This window comes from Streptomyces sp. NPDC019443, from assembly GCF_044389785.1.
In the GTDB taxonomy this organism is placed as follows: Bacteria; Actinomycetota; Actinomycetes; order Streptomycetales; family Streptomycetaceae; genus Streptomyces.
This window is the reverse complement of the sequence record NZ_JBIRYJ010000013.1, coordinates 118946-142950: the sequence shown is the minus strand read 5'-3', so window position 1 is coordinate 142950 and position 24005 is coordinate 118946. Positions and strand designations below refer to the sequence as shown.

Genomic DNA, 24005 nt, shown 5'->3' with positions numbered 1-24005 from the left:
CCTCATTCGCCGCATCGGTCACAGCGGCACGGGGATCCGAGCCGGCACCATCAGTCCCGCTCTCAGAAAGCGCACCCACGTGTCCAGCTTCGGGCAGTACCGGTCCACGCCTCATTCCCGTGACTCTCAGGTTTAGCGTCCTTTCTCAGGTGACCGACTCCCCACCGCCGCCGAGCTCCCGGGCGGCAGTCGGCCACCCCCGCCGAGAGATCCGGCGGCGGGCCGCTCCCCCGTGCGGACCGCCGTCGGACTCGGCGTCGGATGCGGCGTCGGACTCGGCGTCGGATTCGGACCGCAGGGAAGACGGAAGGACGTGGACGCCCTCGTGGCAGCGCACCGGAAACCCAAGCAGCATCCGCTCAGCGGGCCCGCCGCCCGGACCGCCGCCACCCTCGCGCTCGCCGGCGCAGCGACCGCCACCGCGTTCGACGGAACCGGGCACGCCGAGCCCCGTCTCACTCCCGCACAGATCAAGGCCAAGGTCGACAAGCTCTACCAAGAGGCGGAGGCCGCCACCGAGAAGTACAACGGGGCCAAGGAGCAGACCGCGAAGGCCCGCGCGTCGCTGGAGCGGCTGCGCGAGGAGGCCGCCCGCAGGACCGATCGGCTCAACGCCTCACGCAATGCCCTCGGTTCGATCGCCACCGCCCAGTACCGCGCCGGTGGCATGGACCCGGGGGTGCAGCTCGCCCTCACCTCCGACCCCGACGAGTATCTGGAGCGGGCCGCGCTCGCCGAGCGGATCGGCACGCGGCAGGCGGACTCCATCGCCGGTGTGCACCAACAGCTGGTGGAGATCGCCCGGTTGAGGGCCGAGGCGGGCGGGCGCATGGACGGGCTCAAGGCCCGGCAGACCGAGCTGGCCAAGCACAAGGCCACCGTCCAGGACAAGCTCGCGGCCGCCGAACGTCTCCTCGCCGCGCTCACCGCCGAGCAGCGCGCCTCGTACGAGGGCTCGAACAGTGCGGAAAGCCCCGCGGATACGCGTGCCGACCGGTCAGCCGGCCCCCGCGGCTCCCTCGAGGCTCCCAACTCCCGTGCCGCCCAAGCCGTCGCGTACGCCTACGGAGCGCTCGGCAAGCCGTACGTCTGGGGCGCGACCGGGCCCGCCTCCTTCGACTGTTCCGGGCTCACCCAGGCTGCCTGGGGCTACGCCGGGGTCTCGCTGCCCCGCACCACGTACACGCAGATCAACGCGGGCCGACGGGTCTCCCGTTCCCAACTCGCCCCCGGCGACCTGGTGTTCTTCTACTCCGGGATCAGCCACGTCGGCCTGTACATCGGCGGCGGCCAGATGATCCACGCCCCTCGCCCCGGCGCCCCGGTCCGTGTCGCGCCGATCGACGAGATGCCCTTCGCGGGCGCGACCCGCCCCGTGTAAGCCGTCGGCGGAGTCAGACGCAGGTCAGACCCGTAGATCAGAACCGCGGCCGCAGCTGCTGCGTCAGCCACTCGAAGGCGTACGGCAACTGCCTGCTCCACACAGGAGTGACATGCCCGCCCTTCGTCGCCCGTACATCCACCTTCGTCGGTGGCTTGGCCGCCCGTTTCAGCGCAAGACCCGGCTCGTACCCGTCCGAGCCCTCCCCTGTCGCCAGCAGCGAGACCCGCGGCGGGGTCTTGGCCGACTTCAGGATGTGCAGGACGTTGTTCTCGACGCGCAGCTTCGGGTCCGCGGCAGTCAGCGAGCGGGACTCGGCGGCCGGGTCGTTGTAGCCGGAGAAGCTGACGGCCGCGCTGTAGCGGTCGGGGTGGGCGAAGGCCAGCTTGGCCGCGCCGTGCGCGCCCGCCGAGTAGCCCGCGATCGCCCAGTTCTCAGGTGCCAGCGACACCCGGAAGTTGTCGGCGACCATCTTGCGTACGTCGACGGTCAGCCAGCTGTCCGCATTCACCTTGCCCGGTATGTTCGCGTACCCGGTGTCCGCGTCGCCCAGCATGGTGCGCGGCGAGACCAGAATGAAGGGCGCGACCCTGCCGGACTCGATCAGCGGCTGCACCCGATCCTGGAACTTCAGCGTCCGGAACCAGTTCTTCGAGGAGCCGGGGAAGCCTGAAAGCACCTCTACGACCGGGAACTTCTTGTCGCGGTACGCGGGGTCGTCGTACTGCGGCGGCAGCCAGACGTACACCTCGCCCACGACACCCGAGATGGCGCCCTTGAGCTCGGTGCGCCGCAGACCGCTGCCGAGCGACGGGTCTTTGACCTTCTCCCACTTCTGAATCACCTTCGGCAGCGCGGAGATCTGCTTGCCGCCGGTGCCGTTCGGCCCGAGGTCGAGCGCCGAGTCGACATGGTCCGCCGTGCCGAGCAGGTCGTCCCAGCTGTCGTAGAGGCCATTGGCGTTGTTGACCGCCACGAACACCACCAGGACCGCCGTGGCCTGCGCGAAGAGCACCATGAGCAGCCGGCCGGCGCCCCGCACCAGAGCGGGTCCGCGCAGACGGCTCCAGAGCAGCAGCGGCAGCAGTACAGCGATCACGACCAGGCCGATCGTGATCAGGAAGAAGGTGTTCCCCGTCAGATTCATCACGCAGAACAAGAGGTGAACATGGCATGGACGGTTGCCCGGCTATGTACCAGTTACCTCACGATGGAGCCTAAACCAGACGTCGAGCCGTGGCCCATCGCGTCAGCTCGTGACGGTTCGACAGCTGCAGCTTCCGCAGCACCGCCGAGACATGCGACTCCACCGTCTTCACCGAGATGAACAGCTGCTTCGCGATTTCCTTGTACGCGTAACCCCGCGCGATCAGCCGCAGCACCTCGCGCTCCCGCTGGGTGAGCCGATCGAGGTCCTCGTCCACCGGCGGCGCGTCCGTCGAGGCGAAGGCGTCCAGCACGAAGCCCGCCAGACGCGGCGAGAACACCGCGTCCCCGTCCTGCACCCGGAAGATCGAGTCGACCAGATCCGTGCCCGTGATCGTCTTGGTGACATAGCCGCGAGCGCCGCCCCGGATCACCCCGATCACGTCCTCGGCCGCGTCCGAGACGGACAGCGCGAGGAAGCGCACCGGGTTCTCAGGCGCCGCCATCAGCGAGGCACAGCGGCGCAGCACCTCCACTCCACCGCCGCCCGGCAGATGCACGTCCAGCAGGACGACCTCGGGCCGGGTCGCCGTGATCACGGTGACCGCCTGGTCGACGTCGGCGGCCTCGCCGACCACCTCGACGCCGGTGCGGTCGGTCTGGCCGATTTCGGCCTGCACTCCGGTGCGGAACATCCGGTGGTCGTCGACGAGCACGACCCGTACGCGCCGCTCGGCAGTCTCTCCAGCAGCCTCGGTCTCGGTCATTCGCCCGCCCTCTCCATCTCCAGCTCGACCTCGGTGCCCCCGCCGGGCACCGAGCGAAGCCGTGCCGTCCCGCCGTTGCGCTGCATCCGGCCGATGATCGATTCTCTTACGCCCATCCGGTCGCCGGGGACGGAATCCAGGTCGAAGCCCGGCCCCCGGTCACGTACCGACACGAATACCGTGCGGCCCTCGACCTCGGCGTAGACCTGGACGGCCCCGCCCTCGCCACCGTACTTGGCCGCATTGACCATTGCCTCGCGTGCGGCCTGCATCTGTGCGGCCAGTTTCTCGTCCAGCGGGCAGTCGCCGACGACCACGACCTCCAGCGGGACGCCGTGCTTGTCCTCGACCTCGGCCGCGGCCTTCTTCACCGCCTCGGCGAGCGTGTCCGGTTCCTCGTCCTCGTCCTTGCCGTTGCCCTCCGGCTTGTAGAGCCAGTTCCGCAGCTCGCGCTCCTGGGCGCGGGCGAGGCGGCGCACTTCGCCCGCGTCGTCGGCGTTCCGCTGGATCAGGGTGAGGGTGTGCAGTACGGAGTCATGGACGTGCGCGGCGACCTCCGCACGTTCCTGGGCCCGGATGCGCATCGTCCGCTCCTCCGAGAGGTCCTGGGTCATCCGCACCAGCCAGGGCCCGGCGAGCAGGGCCATGCCGGCGATGACGGCAATCGCCGCCGTCAGCACATTGCCGAGCTGGGCGGCGGATCCACGTACCAGGATGAAGACGGTCAGGCCCATGCCGACCAGCGCCACGCCCGCGAGTGCGCGGCCGAGTTGGAGGAGCCTGCGGCGGCGGCCGACTTCGGTCCAGCGGGCCCGGCGAGCGTTGTCCGCCTGCCGCCAGACCAGCACCACACCGGCGCCGGTCAGCAGGATCGGCCAGATGTAGCGGCTGGCATTGCCGCCCATGTTCACATTGCCGACGAAGATCGCCGCGCCGATCATCAGCGCGACCAACGCGAACAGCTGCCCCTTGTCGGGCTTGCGCAGCCGGCGCCGGCCGTCGTCCGTGGTCTCGAAGACGGAACGCGGCTCGGCGGTCCTGCCGCCGACGCCGAGCGGCACGACTATCCAGAAGACGGCATACAGCAGCACGCCGAGGCCGTCGGCCATGAACAGGCCGAGGAAGACGAGACGGACCCAGATGACGGGCAGTCCCAGATGCCCGGCGAGGCCGCGCGCCACACCACCGAGCATCCGGCCGTCGGCGCTGCGGTACAGCTTGCGCAGCGGCTGCTCCTCCGGCGCGGGGGCGCGGGAGGGTCCGGCGGGTCGGGGCGTGGCGACGGGCATGCTCCGATCGTCACATGCGGGAGCGGGCCGGGGTATCAGGGTCCTCCCCTAAACCGACCCTGAAAGCCCTGGCCCTTAATCCGACCCTGAAAGCCGTGGCCCGCGGCCGGGCCGATATCAGGGAAGGGCCAGGGTCGGCGTGGGTGCCGTCCCGGCGCGGGGCCCGTCACCATGGACGTATGACACAGCCGACCACTCCGCCTCCTGCGAAACCGGACGCGCCGCCCGAGGCGCGTGCCGAGACGCAGCCGCTGCGCCGCACCCCGAACCAGAAGGTTGTGGCGGGTGTCTGCGGCGGGCTCGGCCGGTACTGCGACATAGACCCGGTGATCTTCCGGATCGTGATCGGTGTGCTCTCCGTGACCGGTGGCATCGGTCTGATCTTCTACGGCTTCGCCTGGCTGCTGATCCCCTTCGAGGACGAGGAGGAGAACGAGGCGCGTCGCCTGCTGTCGGGCCGGGTGGAGGGCGCGTCGCTGACCGCCGTGCTCCTCGCCCTGATCGGCTGCGGACTGTTCCTGTCCATGCTGGGCAACAGCGGGACGCTCGCCTTCGCCGCCCTCCTCTCGGTCGCGGTCGTCGGCGCGTCGGTGTGGTCGCAGCGCCGCCGTGTCGTCGCCCCCGACGGTGCGCTGCTGGACGCCGCGACGGCGCACGCGGTGGCCGAGGCGCCACCCGAGACGAAGGCGCCGCCCGTCCGCGACAGCCCGTCCTGGTGGCGGGACCCGATCGTCAAGGACGGCACGACGGGCCCGGTGGCGACCGGCTATCTGTGGGGCCCCGAAGAGGCTGCGGCCCAGGCGGCCGCGGAAGCCGCCGCACCGCCCCAGCGGCGTCCTTCAGCAGCTCCCCCGCAGACGCGCGGGCCGCGCGGAATCGGCGGCACCGTCTTCCTTCTCGCCCTGCTCGCGGGCGGTCTCGGCACCGGGCTCAGCTGGGACAGCAGTCCGCTGGGCACGAGTCTGCAGATCGGTCTTGTCTGCGCGCTGGCGGTGTTCGGGCTCGGTCTGCTGGTCAGCGCGCTGCTGGGCCGTACCGGCTTCGGCACGATCATGATGACGGTGATCACGGCGGGTCTGCTGGCGGGGGCCGCCGCGCTCCCCAAGGACATCAGCACCCACTGGGCGCGTACGGACTGGAAGCCGGCCTCGGTGGCCGCCGTCCAGCCGCGGTACGAAATGGGCTCCGGCGTCGCGACGCTCGACCTCTCGTCCCTCGCCGTCCCCGCCGGGCAGACGGTGTCGACGAGGGCGGAGGTCGGGGCCGGTCAGCTCAAGGTCGTGGTACCGAAGGACGCGACGGTGAAGCTGCGGGTCGAAGCGGGCATCGGCGACATCCGGCTCCCCGAAGACGCGGCGAACGACATCGACGTCGCCCCCGGCCAGGACCGGCAGAGCACCCTGCCCGCGCCGGCCGGCGCGAAGCCGTCGGGCACGCTGGTACTCCGCCTCGAAGTAGGCATCGGACAGGTGGAGGTGACCCGTGCCGCGTCGTGAACTCCGGCATGAATTCCGGCCGGGCAAGCTGATCGCGGGCCTCGCCGTGCTGGCCGCAGCGCTGCTGTACGCGGGCGATGCGGCCGGCTCCTGGCAGACACCCTGGTTCGTGGTCTTCCCGGTCGTCTTCGGCGGTCTGTTCCTGGCCGGGGCGGTGACCTGGGCGCACTACGGCATTCGGCGTCGCCGGTCGGCCAGAAGGGCGTCGAGCGAGAGGAACGAGGCCCCTGCGAGCACCAGCGGCAGCCAGGCCATCAGATAGGCGAGGTCATTGCCGTAGTAGTACGGCTCGGTCTGCCAGCTCACCGTCAGCCACAGGCTCAGCGAGATGAGAGCCCCGCCGAGCGCGGCGAGCCGGGCCAGCAGCCCGACGAGGATGCCGATGCCAACGGCGAGCTCACCGAGGGCAATCGCGTAGCCGAAGCCCTCGGGGTTCTTGAGCGCAAGGTCCACAAGAGCGGGCACGGCGGAGGTGTCGCGCACGCTGCGCATCAGATCGCCGACGGAGCCCTGCCCGCTCGCGGCCATGAACTGGCTGTCCGTGAGCTTGTCGATCCCCGCGTAGATGAAAGTCACGCCGAGGAAGAGCCGCAGCGGCAGAAGGGCGTAATGGCTCGCCCTGTCTCTCCAGCCGCCGCGCCGCCCGCCGTCGACCGTGCCGTAGTCGACCGTAGTCCGATATGTGTGTGTCATCGCTGGTCCCGCCTTCGGTAGACCCGTCAACTGACCATACGTACGACGAAGCCGGGCCGCTCACCAGCCGTGCGGCTCACTCTGTGACATTCAGGGGCGGGCGGGATCAGTCCCTTTGCGCCGGGTGGGTCAGTCCGTCACCTCGATGAGGCAGCGGTTGCTCTCCATCCCCGATGCCGTCACCACCTGGATGTTCACCGTCCCCGGCTCGACGTCCACGGGGACCGGCACGGTGAGCGCGGTGTCCGTCGGATTGGCGAAGCCGCCGGGGACCGGGATCAGCGGGACATGGACATGAACCGCGCCGAAGCGCACGACCATTCGGGCGAGCCGGTCGGGCGTGCCCGCGCCCGGGGGCACGAAACCGGCGCCGCGGATCTCGATGTCGTCGCCGGTACGGATGGGGGCGTCCAGATCCCCGGCCTCGCGGGCCCGGACGACCGAGAGCACGATCGGCCGGCCGCCCTCCGCGTACTTCCCCGCGAAGTACGTCGCCGCCGAGATCGCGACCAGCAGGGCAAGCCCCCACGGCAGATCGGGCAGCTGGTCGGGCCGGCGGGCTAGCCGTACCAGCGCGAAGACCGCCGCGACGGAGCTCACCAGCGCGTACTGCACATCCGCGAAGCTGCCGCGCCCGCTGTCGTCGCAGAGCAGATCCGCCAGGCGCGGCCGGTCGGCGCGGATCTTCTGCAGCCGCTGGCCAAAGACGCGTACGGCCACCACGCGGCGTACGACGACGGCGATCGCGCACACGAGCGCGAGGACGGACAGCATGCCCGCGCCACGGGCCAGGTCGAGTCCTTCGATCAGCGCGTCCCGTTCGGCGGCGGACGAGGCCCAGGCCAGCTGGAGGGCGAGCACCAGCACCGAGAAGACGACGAGCAGCACCCAGGCGGTGGCGACGGCGCGCGAGGTGGAGAGACGGTTGTCCTCGCCGATCAGCGGGGCGAGGAGGCCGCCGCGCGACCGGTGCAGGCGGGCTGCGCCGCTCAGCAGGGAGGCGACGACGAACGCGGCGAGCAGTCCGGACGTGCGGGCGCCGGTCCAGCCCGCGCCGATCGCGGTCAAGAACTGCCCGAGCGCGAGGGCGGCGAAGGCCGCCCAGACGACCAACAGCGAGCGCTGCCAGACCAGTTGGAGCCACGCCTCGCCCGCCTCGCGGCTGCGGTCGGCGACCGTGCGGGCCGACTGGGTCAGCTCGTCCGACACCCACTGGCGCGAGGCGCCCGGCGAGTGGGCGACGGCGGCCGGCAGTCCCTGCCCGGCGGCGAACTCGTCCCGCTTGGCGAGGAATTCGGCCACTGCCCGCCGATGCCCTTCGCGCGCGCCGTGCGTACATTCGTCGCACTGTCCCGCTTCTTGCACCGCCACGAGTGAAAGCCGCCTTCCCCGCCCCGTACTGACTGAACTTCCGTGTAATTCATGGGAATTGTGCCGTACGAAAGGGGTGCACGCCCCGGCGCCCGAGGCTACAGGGGGTGAACGTGCCGGTGCCCGATTGACCCTACTGCTTTGCTACTGCTTGCTACTGCTCTGTTACTGCTTCGCTACTGCAGCAGTTCGGGTTCCGCCTGGCTGATCTGCCGCCACAGGGGCTGGTAGTTGATCCATGCGACCAGATCGCTGCCGAGCTGCTCGCGGGTGGCCACCGCGTCCCGGTGCTCGATCAGCACGGGCTTGCCCGCCGCCCGCGCGGCGAGCTGTACCTGGGCGCAGCGCTCCATGGAGATGAACCACCAGGCCGCGGCGTCGACCGAGTCGCCGACGGTCAGCAACCCGTGATTGCGCAGGACGACGGCCTTGTACGCGCCGAGGGCGCCGGCGATCCGCCGCCCCTCCCCCTCGTCGACGACCACTCCTGTGTACCGGTCGACCAGGGCGTGGTCCTCGTAGAAAGCACAGGCTTCCTGTGTGATCGGCTCGATCAGCGCACCGAGCGCGGACAGCGCCCGCCCGTGCACGGAGTGGGTATGGGCGACGGCGACGACCTCGGGCCGGGCGCGGTGCACCTGGGCGTGGACGGCGAACGCCGCCTGGTTGACGTGGTACCTCCCGATCACCACCCGGCCAACCTGGCCCTCCCCGTTGACGAGGATCAGATCACCGGCGGTGACACGCGCGAAGGGGACGCCGAAGGGGTTCACCCAGAAGCAGTCGGTGAACTCCGGATCCCGAGCGGTGATATGGCCGGACACCCCGTCCTCGTAACCGAACCGCCCGAAGAGCCGCAGCGCCCCGGCGAGCCTCTCCTTGCGGTACGCCCGCTCGTCCACGACGGACTCGTGCACGGGCGGCATGGCGAATCGCAGCTGCTCGACAGGGATCGGCGCGGGCGTCTCAGTCATGGCTGGGAAGCTACCTCCGGGTACCGCAACTGACCAGAGACGTCACGCGCCTTGCACGAGAATGCGCGCATGACCGAACCGACATCCCCCCTGGTCCCGCTCCTCGGCCTCGAACCGCACGTGGAGGGCGGCTGGTTCAGGCAGACCTGGCAGACGGCGGGCTCGACGACCCCGCCCGGCTACCCCGGGCCGCGGGCGTACGCCACCGGCATCTACTTCCTGCTGCACCCCGGTGAGAGCTCGCGATGGCACCGCGTACGCTCCGACGAACTCTGGCTCTGGCACCGCGGCGGCCCGCTCAGTCTGCACCTCGGCGGCACGGGCGAGAAGCCTTCGGCGAGCGAGACGCTGACCCTCGGCCCGTCGGTGGAGTCGGGCGAACAGCCCCAGCTCCTTGTCCCCGCGAACACCTGGCAGGCGGCGGAACCCGCGGGCACCGAGCCGGTCCTGGTGACGTGCATCGTGGCGCCGGGCTTTCACTTCGACGACTTCACGCTCGAGCAGTAAGAACGCCGACGCCGCCGCTCAGGACTGCTGAGCGGCGGCGCCGGCATCGGCCCTGCGGAAAAGGGCTACTCCCACTCGATGGTGCCCGGCGGCTTGCTCGTCACGTCGAGGACCACGCGGTTGACGTCCGCGACCTCGTTGGTGATCCGGGTCGAGATCTTGGCCAGCACCTCGTACGGCATCCGCGTCCAGTCCGCCGTCATCGCGTCCTCGGACGAGACGGGACGGAGCACGATCGGGTGGCCGTAGGTGCGGCCGTCGCCCTGGACGCCGACGCTGCGCACGTCCGCGAGCAGCACCACCGGGCACTGCCAGATGGAACGGTCCAGGCCCGCCGCCGTGAGCTCCTCGCGGGCGATGGCGTCCGCCTCGCGCAGCAGGTCGAGGCGGTCCTTGGTGACCTCGCCGACGATACGGATGCCGAGGCCCGGGCCCGGGAAGGGCTGGCGCTGGACGATCTCGTCCGGCAGGCCGAGCTCCTGGCCGACCATCCGGACCTCGTCCTTGAACAGCTTGCGCAGCGGCTCGACGAGCTCGAACTCGAGGTCCTCGGGCAGGCCGCCGACATTGTGGTGCGACTTGATGTTGGCGGTGCCGGTGCCGCCGCCGGACTCGACGACGTCCGGGTAGAGCGTGCCCTGGACCAGGAAGGCGACGGCCTCGCCGCCCGCGGCCTCCGCCACGATCTCGGCCTGGGCCTGCTCGAAGACCCGGATGAACTCGCGGCCGATGATCTTCCGCTTCTGCTCGGGGTCGGACACCCCGGCGAGCGCGTTCAGGAAGCGGTCGGCCGCGTCCACGACCTTCAACTGGACGCCGGTCGCCGCCACGAAGTCCTTCTCGACCTGCTCGGTCTCGCCCTTGCGCATCAGCCCGTGGTCGACGTACACGCAGGTCAGCTGCGAGCCGATGGCCTTCTGCACCAGGGCCGCGGCCACCGCCGAGTCCACGCCGCCGGACAGACCGCAGATGGCGCGCCTGGTGCCGACCTGCTCGCGGACCAGCGCGACCTGCTCCTCGACGACATTGGTCGTGGTCCAGGTCGGCTCGATGCCGGCGCCCCGGTAGAGGAAGTGCTCCAGGACCTGCTGGCCGTACGTCGAGTGCATCACCTCGGGGTGGTGCTGGACGCCGTACAGCTTCTTCTCGTCGTTCTCGAAAGCCGCGACCGGCACGACGTTCGTGGACGCGGTGACGGTGAAGCCCTCGGGGGCGGCGGAGCAGGCGTCGCCGTGGGACATCCACACCGACTGCTCGGCCGGGGTGCCCTCGAAGAGCGTCGAGCCGGGCTTGGAGACGTGCAGCGGAGTACGGCCGTACTCACGCGCGCCCGTGTTGTCGACGGTCCCGCCGAGCGTCGTCGCCATCAGCTGGAAGCCGTAGCACATGCCGAAGACCGGGACCCCGGCCTCGAAGATCTCGCGGTCCAGCCGCGGGGCGCCCTCCGCGTACACGGACGACGGACCGCCGGAGAGGATGATCGCCTTGGGGTTCTTGGCCAGCATCTCCGCCACCGGCATGGTGGACGGCACGATCTCGCTGTAGACCCGGGCCTCACGGACGCGGCGGGCGATGAGCTGGGCGTACTGCGCGCCGAAGTCGACAACGAGTACGACGTCGGTGGCGGCGGGGGGTGCTGCTGGCACGGGTGGCGGCCTTCCGGCGGTGGGAGGGAGGGTCTGCGTTGTCGATTCTACCGGCGCGCCGGTAGAGCTCTTCGTCTCACCATCCGAACCCGGATTGGGCCCGCGCGGGCGGGCGGTCCATACTGTCGCCATGCACAAGCAGCTGACCTTCGTCTTTACCTATGGCACCGGCCCGTCCGGCTGCCATGGTCGTGCTGCTTGAGCCACTGACAAGCAACTTCCCAGGCGCCCCGGGCCGACAAGGCCCGGGGCGTTCTGTCATTTCCGGGCCTTGCCGCTCCGGGGCCGCCGCCCCCGACAAGGAGCCCCGCATGACTGTCACCGACACCGGAGCCAACGCCGGAGCCGACACCGGAGCCCGTACCGACGAGGCCGCGTGTGTGATCACCGGCGCCCGTGACCGCATCGACGCACTCGACGACCGCATCATCGGACTGATCCAGGAACGGATGGCGGTCTCGGCCGTCATCCAGCAGGCCCGCATCTCCTCCGGCGGCCGCCGCGTGAACCTGTCGCGCGAGATGGAGGTTCTCGGCCATTTCCGCGACGCGCTCGGAAAGCCCGGAACGGCGCTCGCGATGACGCTGCTGGAGCTGTGCCGGGGCCGTATCTGAGTTCGGGCGCGTCCCTCACCCGTACGGCGCGTGACCGCACCCGACGAGGCTTCGTTGGTACCGGTGTCCGTGCCAGCCAGGGGCGGGCCTCGAAGGAAACCACGCGTGGCTCCGCTGGAGCGTGTGACGTACCGCAGGTACGTCGTGGGACCTCGCCCCAGCGCGCGTGACCGGTCGGCAGGGGACAGCAGCCCGGTCACCCCAAAGGCGGTCGGCTCCGGGGACGCCCGGGGCCGACCGCATCCGGTCCAAAAGGTTGCGCAGGCCGCAGCCCTTCCAGCACGATGCAAGAACAAGCGCGTCCCTCTGCGCGACAACATTGCCAAAGGTCGATACCACCCGCGCGCCCCAAGTGCGCCGGGTCGGCGACCCTCCCCAAGCGGCGCTACCCCCCGGCGCCGCACCTCGGCACCGGCGCTGCCCTGACGTCGGTGCTGACCACAAGGGCCCCGCGGATCACGCATCCGCGGGGCCCTTGCTCATGCCCGGGTGCGCGCGACGGGGGCGGGTGACGAGGGCGGGTGACGAGGGTGCCTGCCGGGGGGCGAACGACGGGGGCTGCGACGGGGTGTGTGACGGGGGCCACATAAGTTTTCTGTGAGACCGAGGGCAACCATTCCAGCCATTCGCAAGTCATGCATGCGAAACAACGGCCTCACCCGTGTACCCCCACCTCGGAAGGCCTCCAAACTCCGTGCCGTGTCAAGCGGTACGCCGGACTTCGCTGAGGTCTTAATGAAGCTTCGCCGCGCCATGGCAGTCGCTGCCGCGACGGCTGTTATAGCCCCCGCCACCTTCCTGGCGGCGCCTGCCGCGTTCGCGACGACCCCTACCCCGACGTCGACGGAGACGACCACCACGTCGCCGTCACCGACGGACACGGCGACCACGTCTCCGTCGCCGACGGACACCGTCACCACGCCCCCCGCGCCGACGGACACGGCTACGGCCCCGAGCACTCCGGCGAACAGCCCGAGCACGCCGGCCACTTCGCCGAGCGCCACTGCCACCACGCCGGGCGAGGACGAGGAGGACGAGGACTTCGAGTGCAAGACCTCCGACCTCGAGCTCTCGATCACCGGCCTGCCGGGCAAGATCGCCGCGGGTAGTGGCTGGCACAAGTTCACGCTGAACGTCTTCAACTCCTCCGACGCGGTCGTCAAGGAGATCGACTACATCGCCGGGGCTTCCTTCGACAAGGACGGCGAGAACCTCTTCAAGACGAAGCAGGTCGAGCTGCAGGCTCTCGACCCGGAGACCAACACCTGGGAGACCCTCGACGAGGAGGGGCAGGCTGTCGGTTACATCGGCAGCTCCAACGAGCTGAAGCCGGGCTACGAGGTCAATCTGCCGCTGCGGCTCAACGTCAAGGCGTCCGCCCCGGCCGGCGCCGGCTTCACCCTCGGCGGTGGCATCTACATCGGCGACAAGGACTGCCTCGGCTTCCAGGACGTCGCGTACAAGTTCCAGATCGTCAAGCCCGGCACGGACACCGGCGGCACCGAGCCGCAGGAGGGCGGCAAGGTTCCCGTCCCGTCCGAGAAGCCGGACACCAACACCGCGGGCAACGTGACCGGCAACCTCGCTGAGACCGGTTCCAGCTCCATCCTGCCGACTGTCGGTATCGCCGGTGGCATCGCCATCGTCGCCGGCGCCGGTGTCGTGTTCGCGATGAAGCGTCGCCGCAGCGACGGCGCCACCGCGTAACACCCGGCCACACAAGGCCAAGAGGCCGCTGCACTCGGAGGGGGGTGCAGCGGCCTCTTTGTGTCTGTGGCGGTCAGGACTTCTTCGGCGGGACCGCCGGGATCCCCAGGAACGGCAGCCTCAGCGCGCCGAAGGCCGCCTCCGGGACCGCCGGGGACTTCGGCGCGATCGGGGTCAGGCGTTCGTACGCCGAACCCTGCGCCGGACGCGGGTCCTCCTCGCCCTTGTTGGGCCAGAACGACATCGCCCGCTCCGCCTGCGCCGTGATGGTCAGCGACGGGTTCACGCCCAGGTTCGCCGAGACCGCCGCGCCGTCCACGACCGAGATGCCCGCGTGGCCGTACAGCCGGTGGTAAGGGTCGATGACACCCGACTCCGGCGCCGCACCGATGGGGCAGCCGCCGAGGAAGTGGGCGGTCAGGGGCGTGCCGATGAGTTCGCCGACATTGCTGCCGGCGAAGCCGTTGATCTCCTCGGCGAGGAGAGACGCCGCCCGCGTCGCCTCCGGGATCTGCTGAGGGTTGGGGGCCCCGTGGCCCTGGCGGGCTGTGAGCAGGCCCTTGCCGATGCCGCCCGGCTTGCGGAACGTCGTCAGCGAGTTGTCCAGGGACTGCATGACCAGGCCGATGATGGTCCGCTCCGACCAGCGGCGGTTGGACAGCGAACGCGCCACCAGCACCGGGTGCTTCGCCGCGTTGCCCAGCCAGCCCAGCACCCGGCGGTTGCGGTAGGGCACCTGGAGGATGGACAGCGCGCCCATCGCGTTGGAGCCCTTGCCGTAGCGGACCGGCTCGATGTGGGTGTTGTCGTCGGGGTGGATCGACGACGTGATCGCGACGCCCTGGGTGAAGTCGGCCTTGTTCACCCCGTGCCGTCGGCGGTAGCGGCGGTTGTCGGTCTGGGCACCCACGAGCGCCTCGGAGTTCGTACGGGTCAGCTCGCCCAGCCGCGGCGAGATCCGGGGCAGCAGCCCGCGGTCCTTCATGGTGTGCAGGAGAGTCTGCGTGCCGTACGTGCCCGCCGCCACGACGACCTGCCGGGCACGCAGCACCTTGGTCCTGCCCTTCCGGCGCGCGTCGGTCGGGACGGTCGTCACCTGGTAGCCGCCCTCGGCGTCCTCGCGGACCGCGGCGACCGTCGTCATCGGATGGATGACAGCCCCGGCATTCTCCGCCAGGTAGAGGTAGTTCTCGTTGAGGGTGTTCTTCGCGCCGTGGCGGCAGCCCGTCATGCACTCCCCGCACTCGGTGCACGCGTTTCGGGACGGGCCCGCGCCCCCGAAGTACGGATCGTCGACCGCCGTGCCCGGCTTCGCCTTTGACGTACCGTCGGCGTCCTTCCCGTCGCCGAAGAAGACGCCCACCGGCGCCAGGTGGAAGCTGTCGCCGACCCCCATCGCCTGCGCCGCCGCCTTGAGATGCACATCGGACGGGGTCGTCGTCGGATTGAGCCGCACGCCCAGCATCCGCTTCGCCTGGTCGTAGTACGGCGACAACTCCGCCTGCCAGTCGGTGATCCCGGCCCACTGGCGGTCCTCGAAGAAGGCCGCCGGCGGTACGTACAGTGTGTTGGCGTAGTTGAGAGAACCGCCGCCGACCCCCGCGCCCGCCAGCACCATCACCTTGCCCAGCAGATGGACGCGCTGGATGCCGTACAGGCCGAGCGCCGGCGCCCACAGATAGTTCCTGATGTCCCAGGAGTTCCTGGGCAGGGTCTCGCGGGTGAAGCGGCGGCCCGCCTCCATGACCCCGACCCGGTAGCCCTTCTCGGTCAGCCGCAGCGCGGAGACCGAGCCGCCGAAGCCCGAGCCGACGACGATGACGTCGTAGTCGTAGAGCGACTCGTCGTCCTGGATCTGGGCCTGGGTGTCCCGTGACATTGGCTCTCCTCGTGCGAAAAGGGCGGAAACTAGCGCAGGCGCAGGACCTTCATCGCCTTCAGGCTGCGGCTCATGAACGCGGCGTACTTCTCGTCGTCCATGCCGAAGGACGGAGCCAGCGGGATCAGCCGCTGCTGGGCGACGGTCTGCGCCTCGGTGTACTTGAGGATGCCCTCCGAGCCGTGCCGCCGGCTGAGGCCCGAGTCCTTCATGCCGCCCATCGGGGACTGCACGCTGCCGTACGCCGGGGCGTACCCCTCATTGATGTTGACGGTGCCGGTGCGCAGCTTCGCGGCGACGGCGTGGCCGCGCTTGCCGTCCTTGGTCCAGACGCTGGAATTCAGGCCGTACGGGGTGGCGTTGGCCTGCTCGACGACTTTGTCCTCGTCCGTGAAGCGGTAGATGGAGACGACCGGGCCGAAGGTCTCCTCGGTGCACACGGCCATCGGGGCCTCGACACCGTCGAGGATGGTCGGCTCGTAGAAGAGCGGACCGATGTCGGGGCGCGCGACGCCGCCCGCGACGACGGTCGCGCCCTTGGCGACGGCCTCCTCGACATGACGGGTGACGGTCTCCAGCTGGCGCTCGCCGACGAGCGAGCCCATGTCGGCGCCGTACGCGAGGGACTTGCCGAGGCGCATCGCCTTCGTACGGGCCGCGAAACGCTCGACGAAGTCGTCGGCGATCGACTCGTGGACGTACAGCCGCTCGATGGAGATGCACAGCTGGCCCGCGGAGGAGAAGCAGGCGCGGACCGCTCCGGCCGCCGCCTTCTCCACGTCCGCGTCGTGCAGCACCAGCATGGCGTTCTTGCCGCCGAGTTCGAGGGATACGCCGATCAGACGGGCCGCCGCGCCCTGGGCGACCTCGCGGCCGGTGCGGGTGGAGCCGGTGAAGGAGACGTAGTCCGCGTGCTTGACGACCTCCGGGCCGACGACCGGCCCCTCGCCGATGACGACCTGGAAGACGCCGGCCGGCAGGCCCGCCTCGATCAGCAGATCACGCGCCCACAGGGCGGTCAGCGCGGTCTCGGTGTCGGGCTTCATCACGACGGCGTTGCCGGAGACGAACGCGGGCAGCGCATCGCCGACGGAGAGTTCGAGCGGGTAGTTCCAGGGTGCGATCTGGCCGACGACGCCGCGCGGCTGGCGCAGTTCGGTGGTCTTGGTGAGGACGGGGACGACGCCGGTGTGCCGCTTGGGCTTGAGATAGGCGGGCGCCTTGCGGCCGTAGTGGCGGGCGGCGACGGCAACGGCCAGGACCTCTTCGTGCGCGTGGAGGCGGGCCTTCCCGGTCTCCAGCTGGATGAGGTCGAGGACCTCGGCCTGGCGCTCCAGGACCAGATCGTGGAAGCGCAGCAGCACGGCGGCGCGGGCGCGAGCGGAGGTGGCGGCCCACACGGGCTGTGCGGCGCGGGCGCGTTCGAAGGCCTCGGCGACGTCCTCGGGCGTGGACTCGGGCAGGTCCGCCAGCTTCTCCCCGGTGAACGGGGTGTGATTGGCGGTACGGCCGGAGCCGACCACACCACGGGTGAGCTGGGCGACCACCTCGGGAGTGACCACGTCGGCTGCGGTGCGCGCACCGGCCGGGGAGGCGGCTGTCGGGTTGGTACCGAGGGCGGCGGCGGGGGCCTGCGAGTCCGTCATGGGGGCGAGAGTATGCCGCAAACGGAGCTTTGGGTACCCGTCAGTAACGGCTTTTCACCAGGCCCTCACCATCGCGCCAGCGATCACTGGCAGATAAGGCCTGATCAGGGGCTCGTCGCGGCTCTGCCGAGCTTCAGCCGCTCTCGTACGCCGCGGAACAGATCCTGCCCCTCGGCCTCCTCCTTGCCGCCCTCGGGCATCTCGACGAGCACGGTGTGGCGCTCATCGGCTTCGGTCACGACGTAGAACACCGGCCGGTGGACGGGGCGCGCTGTGTCGCCCTCCTGGGCGTAGTACGTCACGTCCAGGAGGGCGGCGTCGGCACCGTGGTGGTTGGCGGGGACGACGGTGCCTTTCGCCTCGGACGCGGTGAACCGGCCCGCGCGGGGACCAGCCGCGGCTCCTTCCCCGCGCAGTCGCGGCCGACGAGTTCGTCGCGGGCCCGCCAGACGGTGCCCATGCCGCCGGAGCCGACGCGTTCGACGAGGCGGTAACGGCCGCCGATCAGCCGCCCCTCGCCGGAACCGGTCGTGCTCACATCCTGGGGGTGAAGGAGTCGAGCGCGGTGTCGAAATGCCGTCGCGCCTCGTCGAGCCGGCCGACCGGGGCCGAGACCCAGACGTCGTACATCTTCCCGTCCTCGTCCCAGCAGATGTCGAAGGTGTGCCGAGGTCCCTCCGCCTTGGAGAAGCCGTTCCAGGTGAACTCCCAGAGCGCGGCGGACAGTCCGTTGTGCGTGGTCGCGGTGACCTTGCCGTCGCGGTAGCCGGGGTTGGTGCTGGGCCCGTCGGCGTCCGAGCGCCGCATCGCGCCGAGCGGCCCGTCGGAGGCCGGCTGCTGTATGCGTACGCCGATCCTGATGCCCTTGTCCGGCGCCATGTAGTAGACCCGCTTGTCGTCCGCGGAACGGGCGAAGCCTGCGGGGACGGCAAGCGCGAAACCGTCCGGATCGGACACCATGAGATAACCCTCCGGTGCCACCGGCCTGTTGGGTGACGTGGAGGCGGTGACGGTCACCGTGGGCGTGGGCGTGGGCTTCTCGCCTGCCACGGGCGACTGCGCCGTACGCACCGGAGGCGTACTGCTCGCGGCGGTGCGCCCCGCAGCCGCCCGGCCGTCGCCCCCGCCGTCGTCCACGAGGAGCGCGGTGGCCCCTCCCGCCCCGGCCAGCGCGGCGACCAGGGCGGCTGCGACGAGCAACGGCGTACGGTGGCGAGCTGCCTTCGCGGGCGCGGGCAGGTCGACGGGCGGTCGGGGCGCGGGCGCACGCGGCGCGTCGAGACGGGTGGGTGTGTAACTCACCGCGGACCCGGACCCGGACCCGGACCCGGACCGGGACACCTCGGGCGTCGGTACGGCCCCCGTCGTGACGTACGTACGCAGCAGCTCCTCCGCCTCCGCCGCGCTCAGCCTCCGCTCCGGATCCCGCTCGAGCAGACCCAGCACCACCGGCAGCAACGGCCCGGCCTGGGCGGGCGGACGGATCGCGTCCTCGACGACCGCATGCAGAATGCCGCCCAACGAGTCGCGGCGGAACGGCGATTCACCGCTCAGCGCCGCGCACAACAGCACCCCCAGCGACCAAAGGTCCGACTCGGGACCCGCGGTGACGCCCTGCATCCGCTCCGGAGCGGTGTACTCGGGCGATCCGACGAACGACCCCGACTCGGTGATCGTCGTCGACCCGGCGAACTGCGCGATACCGAAGTCGGTGAGGACGACCCGGCCGGTCGACTCCTCGAGCAGTACGTTGGCGGGCTTCAGATCCCGGTGCAGCACACCGAGCCCGTGCGCCGCGCGCAGCGCGCCCAGCAGCGCCAGCCCGATGCGCGCCGCCTCGGCGACGTCGACCGGACCGCGCCGCGTGATCCGTTCGGCGAGCGAGCCGCCGTCGACCAATTCCATGACGATGTACGGGAGTCCCTCGTGCACCACCACGTCATGGACGACGACCACATGCGGATGCTTGACCCGGGCGACGGCACGGGCCTCGCGCAGCGGCGCGGCCGTGGAGGTGTACGGGGACGCGGAACGGCGCCCCTCGTCCTCCGGATGCAGCTCCTTGACGGCAACCCGACGCCCGAGCAGCTCGTCGTCCGCGCGCCACACGGTGCCCATGCCCCCGCGTCCCAGCCGGTCGAGGAGCCGGTAGCGGCCCGCGATCAGCCGCGTTCCCTCGGACACGCAACTCCCCCTTGATCAGCCTGGGTACATCATGCCGGAGGCCGCCAGCCCCGCAGCATGGTGTCGAACTGCTCGCGGGTTGTCGCCCAGTCGTCGGCCGGTCCCGACATGTAGAGGGCGTACTCAGTGCCGTCGTCCGTGTAGTACATCTGGTCGATGGCCCGCCGCGGCCCCGGGAAGGTCTTCTTCTCGGTCCAGGTGAACTCCCACTGTGCGGAGTTCGTCTGGTCACGGAAGGTGTTGGGGCTGAGCTTCAGTCTCTTGTACTTGGGCAGCCGCTTCTCCAGCCCCTTCTCCATGTCCAGCATGTGCATGTACGGATTCTCGAAGTCGGGCGACGTGTTGCTGCTGATCCGGATGCGATGGCGGCCGTTGTCGGGTGTGTAGTCGATCTGGTCGCCGTCCGTCTGGCGCGTCCAGCCGTGCGGTACCCACAGGCTGAAGCCCTCCGGGTCCTTTACCCGCCGCCAGCCGGTCGGCACGCTCGACGCGGTGCCCGGCGACGCGGTCGACTGCGTGCCGGTGCGCTCCCCGCCGCCGTTGCCGCCGTTGCCGCCGCCCGCGTATTTCATGGCCGCCAGTCCCGCGCCGCCGCCGACGACGGCCGCGAGGACGACGACGATCGCCGCTCTGCGCAGGCGGCCGCCGCGCCGGGGCTCAGCCGCGGAAGCCGTGGTGGCGTGCCCCGGGTGCGGGAGAACGGGGGCGGGAGCGGCGGGCGTCGGGGAAGGCAGCTGTGTGGTCACAGGCCGGGTGTGCTGCTCAGTGGTCTGCTGGGGCGGTATGTGTTTCCTCGTGGCGGCCGACGAGCCGCCTGTCATCGCCTCCAGCAGCAACTGCTCGGCCTCGGCGGCCGACGGCCGGGCTGCCGGGTCCTTGCGCAGCAGCGCCATGATGACCGGTGCCAGGGGTCCCGCCTGGTCGGGATGGCGCGGCTCCTCGTCAACCACGGCCTGCATCGTGGACAACGGCGACGAGCGCCGGAACGGCGACTCCCCCTCGACCGCCGTGTACAGCGTCGCGCCCAGCGACCAGAGGTCGGACGCGGGCCCGGGATCGGAGCCGCGGACCCGCTCGGGGGCCAAGTAGTCGATGGACCCGACGATTTCCCCGGTTCTGGTGATCGTCGAGTCGCCCTCGATGGCGGCGATGCCGAAGTCGGTGATCAGCACCCGGCCGTCGCGGTTGAGCAGTACGTTCGCGGGCTTGACGTCCCGGTGCAGCACACCGGCCGCGTGCGCAGCGCCCAGCGCGCGCAGGACGTGCAGCCCGATCCGGGCGGCCTCCTGCGCGGGTATTCGCCCGGACTCCTTGGCCGCGTCGGCGAGGGAGGGCCCGTCGACGTACTGCATGACGATCCAGGGGCGGGCGTCGTGTTCCAGCACATCGTGCACGGTGACGACACCGGGGTGGCTGATCCGGGCGGCGGCCCGGGCCTCTTTCTGGGTGCGGGCGTGCAGGACGACCCGGTCGGCTTCGGAGACATACCGCCCGGCCGTCAACTCCTTGACCGCAACGACCCTGTGCAGCAGTTCGTCGTGTGCGCGCCAGACCTTGCCCATGCCGCCGCTGCCGATGGTCTCGCTCAGGCGGTAACGCCCAGCGAGCAGTAGACCCGCGCCCGTGCTTTGAGAGTGTTCCACGTCCCCCGCCCAGTTCCTTGGGATCACAGGTTACGGAGGGGAATACGGCCACGGAACCTCGGAAGCCTCAAGTGACCGCACTGTGATGATTGTGACTCTGCGCAACCGGAGCCAAAACGCCCACTAACGGATTTCCGGCGGGGGCTTGGGCGAGCCCCCGGCGAGTGCCCGGCGGCTTTCGGGCGGGTCTCCGGCGGTTCTCGGATGGGTCTTGGGCGGGTCTTGGGCGGGTCTAACGGGTGGCGCGGTAAGCGGTCGTGGCTTCCTCGAAGACCTCCGTCACCTTGTCGCGCTGGTCCTCGGGGCCGATCACCTGGACGACGTGGTAGCTGCCGCCGACGATCAGGGCGAGGTTACGTACGTACACCTCACGGCCGTTGCTGTCCTGCCAGGTGAACTGGCCCTCGGCCATGACCTGCTGCCCCACCTCGATACGGCGCAGTCCGCTCGCCCCGGCCCAGGAGGACTCCCGCCACGGCTGGAGCTCCCGCTCCTTGTCGCGCTGATAGGCCAGCGGGTCGTTGCCGTTCGCCTTCACGGTGTCGCGGCCGGGAACCACGATCAGTGTGAAGTCACCGTCGATATAACGGACTTGGCCGACGTCATTGATGGGGCGACGCTGCCAGGTCTTGTTGACGGCTGTCTGGAAACCCTCCGGGTCCTTACGCAGCGTATAGCCGGACGGCAGGCTTCCGGCCGGCGCGGAGGTCTGGGGCTGTTGGGCTCCGGGGCTGGTGGTGGGGGTCGTTGGCGGGGTGTCCGGGGCCGTACGGTCCGGGCCCGGACCCGCCGCCGACGGACGCCCGCCGCCCTTGCCCTGGGGCTGGTTCTGCTGCTGTGGCTCGGCCTTCGGCATAAACAGGACGGCGTACGCGATGGCGGCGACCAGAAGGAGCAGTATCAGCAGCAGGAAGGTACGGCCGAGCGCACGCGGCCCGCGCCGCTCCCGGTTGCCCCGGGCCTTCTTGTGGCGGTGGCGGCCGTGCACCACTTCGGCCGAGCCCGCGCGGCGTTTGCGCACGAGCTCGCCCCTGCGGCGTACGACCGGCAGCCGGGTCCCGTCCACCGGGCTGGACGGGACCGGCACGACGTCCATCCCGGCCTCGGGCTCGGGCGCGGACCGTACGAGCGAACGCAGCCAGCCGCGCAGCTCCTCGAAGTCCGGGCGCTCCGTGGGGTCCTGGCGCAGCAGGGACTCGACTACCGGGCGCAGCGGCCCGCACTCCTCGGCGAACGCGGGCGGCTCCGCGCACACGAGCTGGACCAGCTCAACCGCGCTCTCCTCGGGGTAGGGGGCGTGGCCCTGCACCGCCCGGTAGAGGAGCGCGCCCAGAGCCCAGAGATCGGTGGCGGGGCCGACGGGGGCCGCCAACTGCCAGTTCTCGTGGACGGGTCCGGCCTGCTCTGGGGCCCACCGCTCGGTGACGGCCCCGACGACGGCGATACGCGCGTGCCGGGCACGCTCGGCGGCGAGCGGCGTTGCGGGGCCGCGGTAGGCGGGGGTGCTGCCGCTCGCGACGATCTCGTCCCACCGCCCGGTGGGCACGGGGGCCCCGGCCACGACGGGCTGCCTCTGGGCGTCGGCCCGCAGTGCTTCCCGTCCGGCACCGCCCTGGTCCCAGCTCGTGGTGTTGCTGGTGGTGGTGTTGCTGGTGGCGGGGGTGGTGCGGGCGCTGGGGAGCGCGGGCCGGGAGGCGTACGGGTCTCCGGCGGGGCGGTCGCGGGCGGCGCGGGGCTTACCGTCCGGGCCCACCTGGCGAGCGCCGTACGGCAGTTCAGGGGTGGGCCGATCGCCGGCGGGCCCTCCACCGGCCGGGAGGGGGCGTGGGCCGTCGTGTCCCGGGAAGGGCCCGTCGTGCCAGGTCCCCGCCAGCCGGGCGCGGCCGGGGCCGCGCGGCCCGCCGCCCGGGTGCCAGCCGCCCTCGATCTCGTCCTCGTCGTCGATCTCGTCGTCGTCGGTGTCGTCCACATTGAGGACCGGGCCCAACTCGCCCGGCCGACTGGCCCACCAGTCCGGGTCGAAGCCCTGCACCGGACGGTCCCCCATGTCGCCGGAGCCGTCGCCATGGCGCTGGTCCTCGCTGACGCGGGCCGCGGCCCGGGCACCCGCGCGGTACGCCGCGATCGCGCCCGCCCTGGCGGCCCGGACGTCCGGCACGCCGGTCGTCGCTCCACCGGTTCCGGCGCCGGGCAGCGCGGCCGGGGCGGCGGGGGCGGCCGGCGCGGCGGGCAGTACGGGTTCCCCCGACACGTCGTCGTACTCCGGCGGCTCTTCCGAGTACTCGTCCGAGTGCTCGTCCGGCGGGCCCGGCACCGGGGCGTACCCGCACAGCGCCTCCTCCGCCGCACCCGATGCCAGCCCGGTCAGGACCACGCGCCCGTCGTCGCAGACGAGCACCGTACGGACGGTGATGTTCCGGTGGGTCCAGCCATGCGCGTGCAGCACACGCAGCGCGGTGAGCACGTCGGAGGCGACCTCCGCCGCCCGGTAGGGACTGAGCGGTTTCTCCGCGAGCAGCGCCGCCAGCGGCCGTGCCGCGACACGTTCGCTCACTATCCAGAGCGAACCGCCTTCCGCGAAGACGTCGAAGACCTGGTCCAGGCGCGGGTGGTCGGGGATCTGCGCGGCCGCCTGCGCGGCCTCGATGGCCCGCCGCACCGCCGGGTCCGTGGGCCTGCGCGTCGTACGCCCCTGGGTCCGCCGCGGTACCGCCGCCCCGGCCAGGCCGTCCGCTTCGACGACCTCCGCGTCCACCACCTCCGGCAACGGCACCTGCCGCACCAGGACTTCCTGCCCGCTATAAGTGTCGAACGCGCGGGTCTCGACCAGTTCGTACTCGTCGGAGGGCGGCAGCGGCAGGCGGTAGCGGTCGGCGAGCACCCTTCCCGCATAGTCGTCCACGACGCCTCCCCACGAGCGTGCCGTCCCCGGGCCGGTCCGTCCCGGAGGTGTCGCAGCCGGTGCCGCAGCAGACCGTCAATTCCGGTCATTTGACGGCCCCTTACGGCCTCATACGACCCCTTGCAGCTGCCTACCGTCCGCGAGCTCTCACGATACGTGG

19 protein-coding genes are annotated in these 24005 nt (G+C 71.0%); 5 read left to right on the top strand and 14 right to left on the bottom strand.

Annotation, left to right across the window (positions count from 1 at the left end; genetic code table 11):
• Positions 1 to 325 precede the first annotated feature (325 nt).
• Positions 326 to 1381, top strand: a complete 1056-nt coding sequence (locus tag ACH492_RS31020) for an NlpC/P60 family protein (RefSeq protein ID WP_398991382.1) — start codon at positions 326 to 328, stop codon at positions 1379 to 1381.
• A gap of 37 nt (positions 1382 to 1418) precedes the next feature.
• Here ACH492_RS31020 and ACH492_RS31015 read toward each other — a convergent pair whose 3' ends face one another.
• The 3 genes from ACH492_RS31015 to ACH492_RS31005 form a co-directional block, all read right to left on the bottom strand.
• Positions 1419 to 2528, bottom strand: a complete 1110-nt coding sequence (locus tag ACH492_RS31015) for an alpha/beta hydrolase (RefSeq protein ID WP_398991294.1) — start codon at positions 2526 to 2528, stop codon at positions 1419 to 1421.
• 70 nt (positions 2529 to 2598) lie between these two features.
• Entirely contained in the window at positions 2599 to 3294 is a 696-nt protein-coding gene (locus tag ACH492_RS31010; protein WP_398991292.1) for a LuxR C-terminal-related transcriptional regulator, read from the bottom strand.
• Positions 3291 to 4583, bottom strand: coding sequence for a PspC domain-containing protein (locus ACH492_RS31005; RefSeq protein ID WP_398991290.1), 1293 nt, complete (start codon positions 4581 to 4583; stop codon positions 3291 to 3293). Before ACH492_RS31005 ends, ACH492_RS31010 begins: the two co-directional genes overlap by 4 nt.
• Positions 4584 to 4762: 179 nt before the next feature.
• Between ACH492_RS31005 and ACH492_RS31000 the strand changes: the two genes are divergently transcribed.
• Entirely contained in the window at positions 4763 to 6079 is a 1317-nt protein-coding gene (locus tag ACH492_RS31000; protein WP_398991288.1) for a PspC domain-containing protein, read from the top strand.
• 168 nt (positions 6080 to 6247) lie between these two features.
• Here the strand turns inward: ACH492_RS31000 and ACH492_RS30995 are convergent, their stop codons facing one another.
• The 3 genes from ACH492_RS30995 to ACH492_RS30985 form a co-directional block, all read right to left on the bottom strand.
• The gene (locus ACH492_RS30995; RefSeq protein WP_398991286.1) at positions 6248 to 6772 is read right to left on the bottom strand and encodes a DoxX family protein; all 525 of its coding nucleotides are present in this window, start codon (positions 6770 to 6772) and stop codon (positions 6248 to 6250) included.
• A 129-nt stretch (positions 6773 to 6901) separates the two neighbouring features.
• A complete protein-coding gene (locus ACH492_RS30990) occupies positions 6902 to 8143 on the bottom strand; it encodes a hypothetical protein (protein WP_398991284.1) in 1242 nt (413 codons plus the stop codon).
• 176 nt (positions 8144 to 8319) lie between these two features.
• Entirely contained in the window at positions 8320 to 9117 is a 798-nt protein-coding gene (locus ACH492_RS30985) for a class II aldolase/adducin family protein (RefSeq protein WP_398991282.1), read from the bottom strand.
• A 69-nt stretch (positions 9118 to 9186) separates the two neighbouring features.
• On the opposite strand from ACH492_RS30985, the gene ACH492_RS30980 reads away from it, so the two are divergent.
• On the top strand, positions 9187 to 9624 hold the full coding sequence (locus ACH492_RS30980; RefSeq protein ID WP_398991280.1) for a cupin domain-containing protein: 438 nt from the start codon (positions 9187 to 9189) through the stop codon (positions 9622 to 9624).
• A 65-nt stretch (positions 9625 to 9689) separates the two neighbouring features.
• On the opposite strand, the gene guaA is transcribed toward ACH492_RS30980, so the two are convergent.
• Positions 9690 to 11270 (bottom strand): glutamine-hydrolyzing GMP synthase, encoded by a 1581-nt coding sequence (guaA, locus tag ACH492_RS30975; RefSeq protein ID WP_398991278.1) that lies wholly within the window; start codon positions 11268 to 11270, stop codon positions 9690 to 9692.
• Positions 11271 to 11581: 311 nt separating this feature from the next.
• On the opposite strand from guaA, the gene ACH492_RS30970 reads away from it, so the two are divergent.
• Together ACH492_RS30970 and ACH492_RS30965 are read left to right on the top strand one after the other, a co-directional pair.
• Positions 11582 to 11884, top strand: coding sequence for a chorismate mutase (locus tag ACH492_RS30970; RefSeq protein WP_398991276.1), 303 nt, complete (start codon positions 11582 to 11584; stop codon positions 11882 to 11884).
• Between the two features lie 753 nt (positions 11885 to 12637).
• Positions 12638 to 13591, top strand: coding sequence for an LPXTG cell wall anchor domain-containing protein (locus ACH492_RS30965; RefSeq protein ID WP_398991274.1), 954 nt, complete (start codon positions 12638 to 12640; stop codon positions 13589 to 13591).
• Positions 13592 to 13664: 73 nt separating this feature from the next.
• On the opposite strand, the gene ACH492_RS30960 is transcribed toward ACH492_RS30965, so the two are convergent.
• From ACH492_RS30960 to ACH492_RS30930, 7 genes are all read right to left on the bottom strand, one after another.
• The gene (locus tag ACH492_RS30960; protein WP_398991272.1) at positions 13665 to 15470 is read right to left on the bottom strand and encodes a GMC family oxidoreductase N-terminal domain-containing protein; all 1806 of its coding nucleotides are present in this window, start codon (positions 15468 to 15470) and stop codon (positions 13665 to 13667) included.
• A gap of 29 nt (positions 15471 to 15499) precedes the next feature.
• The gene (locus ACH492_RS30955; protein WP_398991270.1) at positions 15500 to 17116 is read right to left on the bottom strand and encodes a succinic semialdehyde dehydrogenase; all 1617 of its coding nucleotides are present in this window, start codon (positions 17114 to 17116) and stop codon (positions 15500 to 15502) included.
• A gap of 104 nt (positions 17117 to 17220) precedes the next feature.
• Positions 17221 to 17418 carry a hypothetical protein gene (locus tag ACH492_RS30950; RefSeq protein ID WP_398991268.1) on the bottom strand — a complete coding sequence of 66 codons (198 nt, stop codon included), beginning with the start codon at positions 17416 to 17418 and terminating at the stop codon, positions 17221 to 17223.
• Positions 17415 to 17654 carry a hypothetical protein gene (locus ACH492_RS30945; protein WP_398991386.1) on the bottom strand — a complete coding sequence of 80 codons (240 nt, stop codon included), beginning with the start codon at positions 17652 to 17654 and terminating at the stop codon, positions 17415 to 17417. The genes ACH492_RS30950 and ACH492_RS30945 overlap by 4 nt, the downstream gene beginning before the upstream one ends.
• Positions 17651 to 19300, bottom strand: coding sequence for a serine/threonine-protein kinase (locus ACH492_RS30940; RefSeq protein WP_398991266.1), 1650 nt, complete (start codon positions 19298 to 19300; stop codon positions 17651 to 17653). The genes ACH492_RS30945 and ACH492_RS30940 overlap by 4 nt, the downstream gene beginning before the upstream one ends.
• 29 nt (positions 19301 to 19329) lie before the next feature.
• Entirely contained in the window at positions 19330 to 20943 is a 1614-nt protein-coding gene (locus tag ACH492_RS30935; protein WP_398991265.1) for a serine/threonine-protein kinase, read from the bottom strand.
• Positions 20944 to 21175: 232 nt separating this feature from the next.
• Complete coding sequence (locus ACH492_RS30930) at positions 21176 to 23845, bottom strand: protein kinase (protein ID WP_398991263.1); 2670 nt, start codon at positions 23843 to 23845, stop codon at positions 21176 to 21178.
• Positions 23846 to 24005: the final 160 nt, after the last annotated feature.

Excerpts from the sequence above, each read along its gene's own strand:
- ACH492_RS30955 (WP_398991270.1), bottom strand. The coding sequence starts at position 17,116 with ATGACGGACTCGCAGGCCCCCGCCGCCGCCCTCGGTACCAACCCGACA.
- ACH492_RS31015 (WP_398991294.1), bottom strand. The coding sequence starts at position 2,528 with ATGAATCTGACGGGGAACACCTTCTTCCTGATCACGATCGGCCTGGTC.
- ACH492_RS30960 (WP_398991272.1), bottom strand. The coding sequence starts at position 15,470 with ATGTCACGGGACACCCAGGCCCAGATCCAGGACGACGAGTCGCTCTAC.
- ACH492_RS30985 (WP_398991282.1), bottom strand. The coding sequence starts at position 9,117 with ATGACTGAGACGCCCGCGCCGATCCCTGTCGAGCAGCTGCGATTCGCC.
- ACH492_RS30965 (WP_398991274.1), top strand. The coding sequence starts at position 12,638 with ATGGCAGTCGCTGCCGCGACGGCTGTTATAGCCCCCGCCACCTTCCTG.
- ACH492_RS31010 (WP_398991292.1), bottom strand. The coding sequence starts at position 3,294 with ATGACCGAGACCGAGGCTGCTGGAGAGACTGCCGAGCGGCGCGTACGG.
- ACH492_RS30980 (WP_398991280.1), top strand. The coding sequence starts at position 9,187 with ATGACCGAACCGACATCCCCCCTGGTCCCGCTCCTCGGCCTCGAACCG.
- ACH492_RS31000 (WP_398991288.1), top strand. The coding sequence starts at position 4,763 with ATGACACAGCCGACCACTCCGCCTCCTGCGAAACCGGACGCGCCGCCC.
- ACH492_RS31005 (WP_398991290.1), bottom strand. The coding sequence starts at position 4,583 with ATGCCCGTCGCCACGCCCCGACCCGCCGGACCCTCCCGCGCCCCCGCG.
- ACH492_RS30995 (WP_398991286.1), bottom strand. The coding sequence starts at position 6,772 with ATGACACACACATATCGGACTACGGTCGACTACGGCACGGTCGACGGC.
- ACH492_RS30970 (WP_398991276.1), top strand. The coding sequence starts at position 11,582 with ATGACTGTCACCGACACCGGAGCCAACGCCGGAGCCGACACCGGAGCC.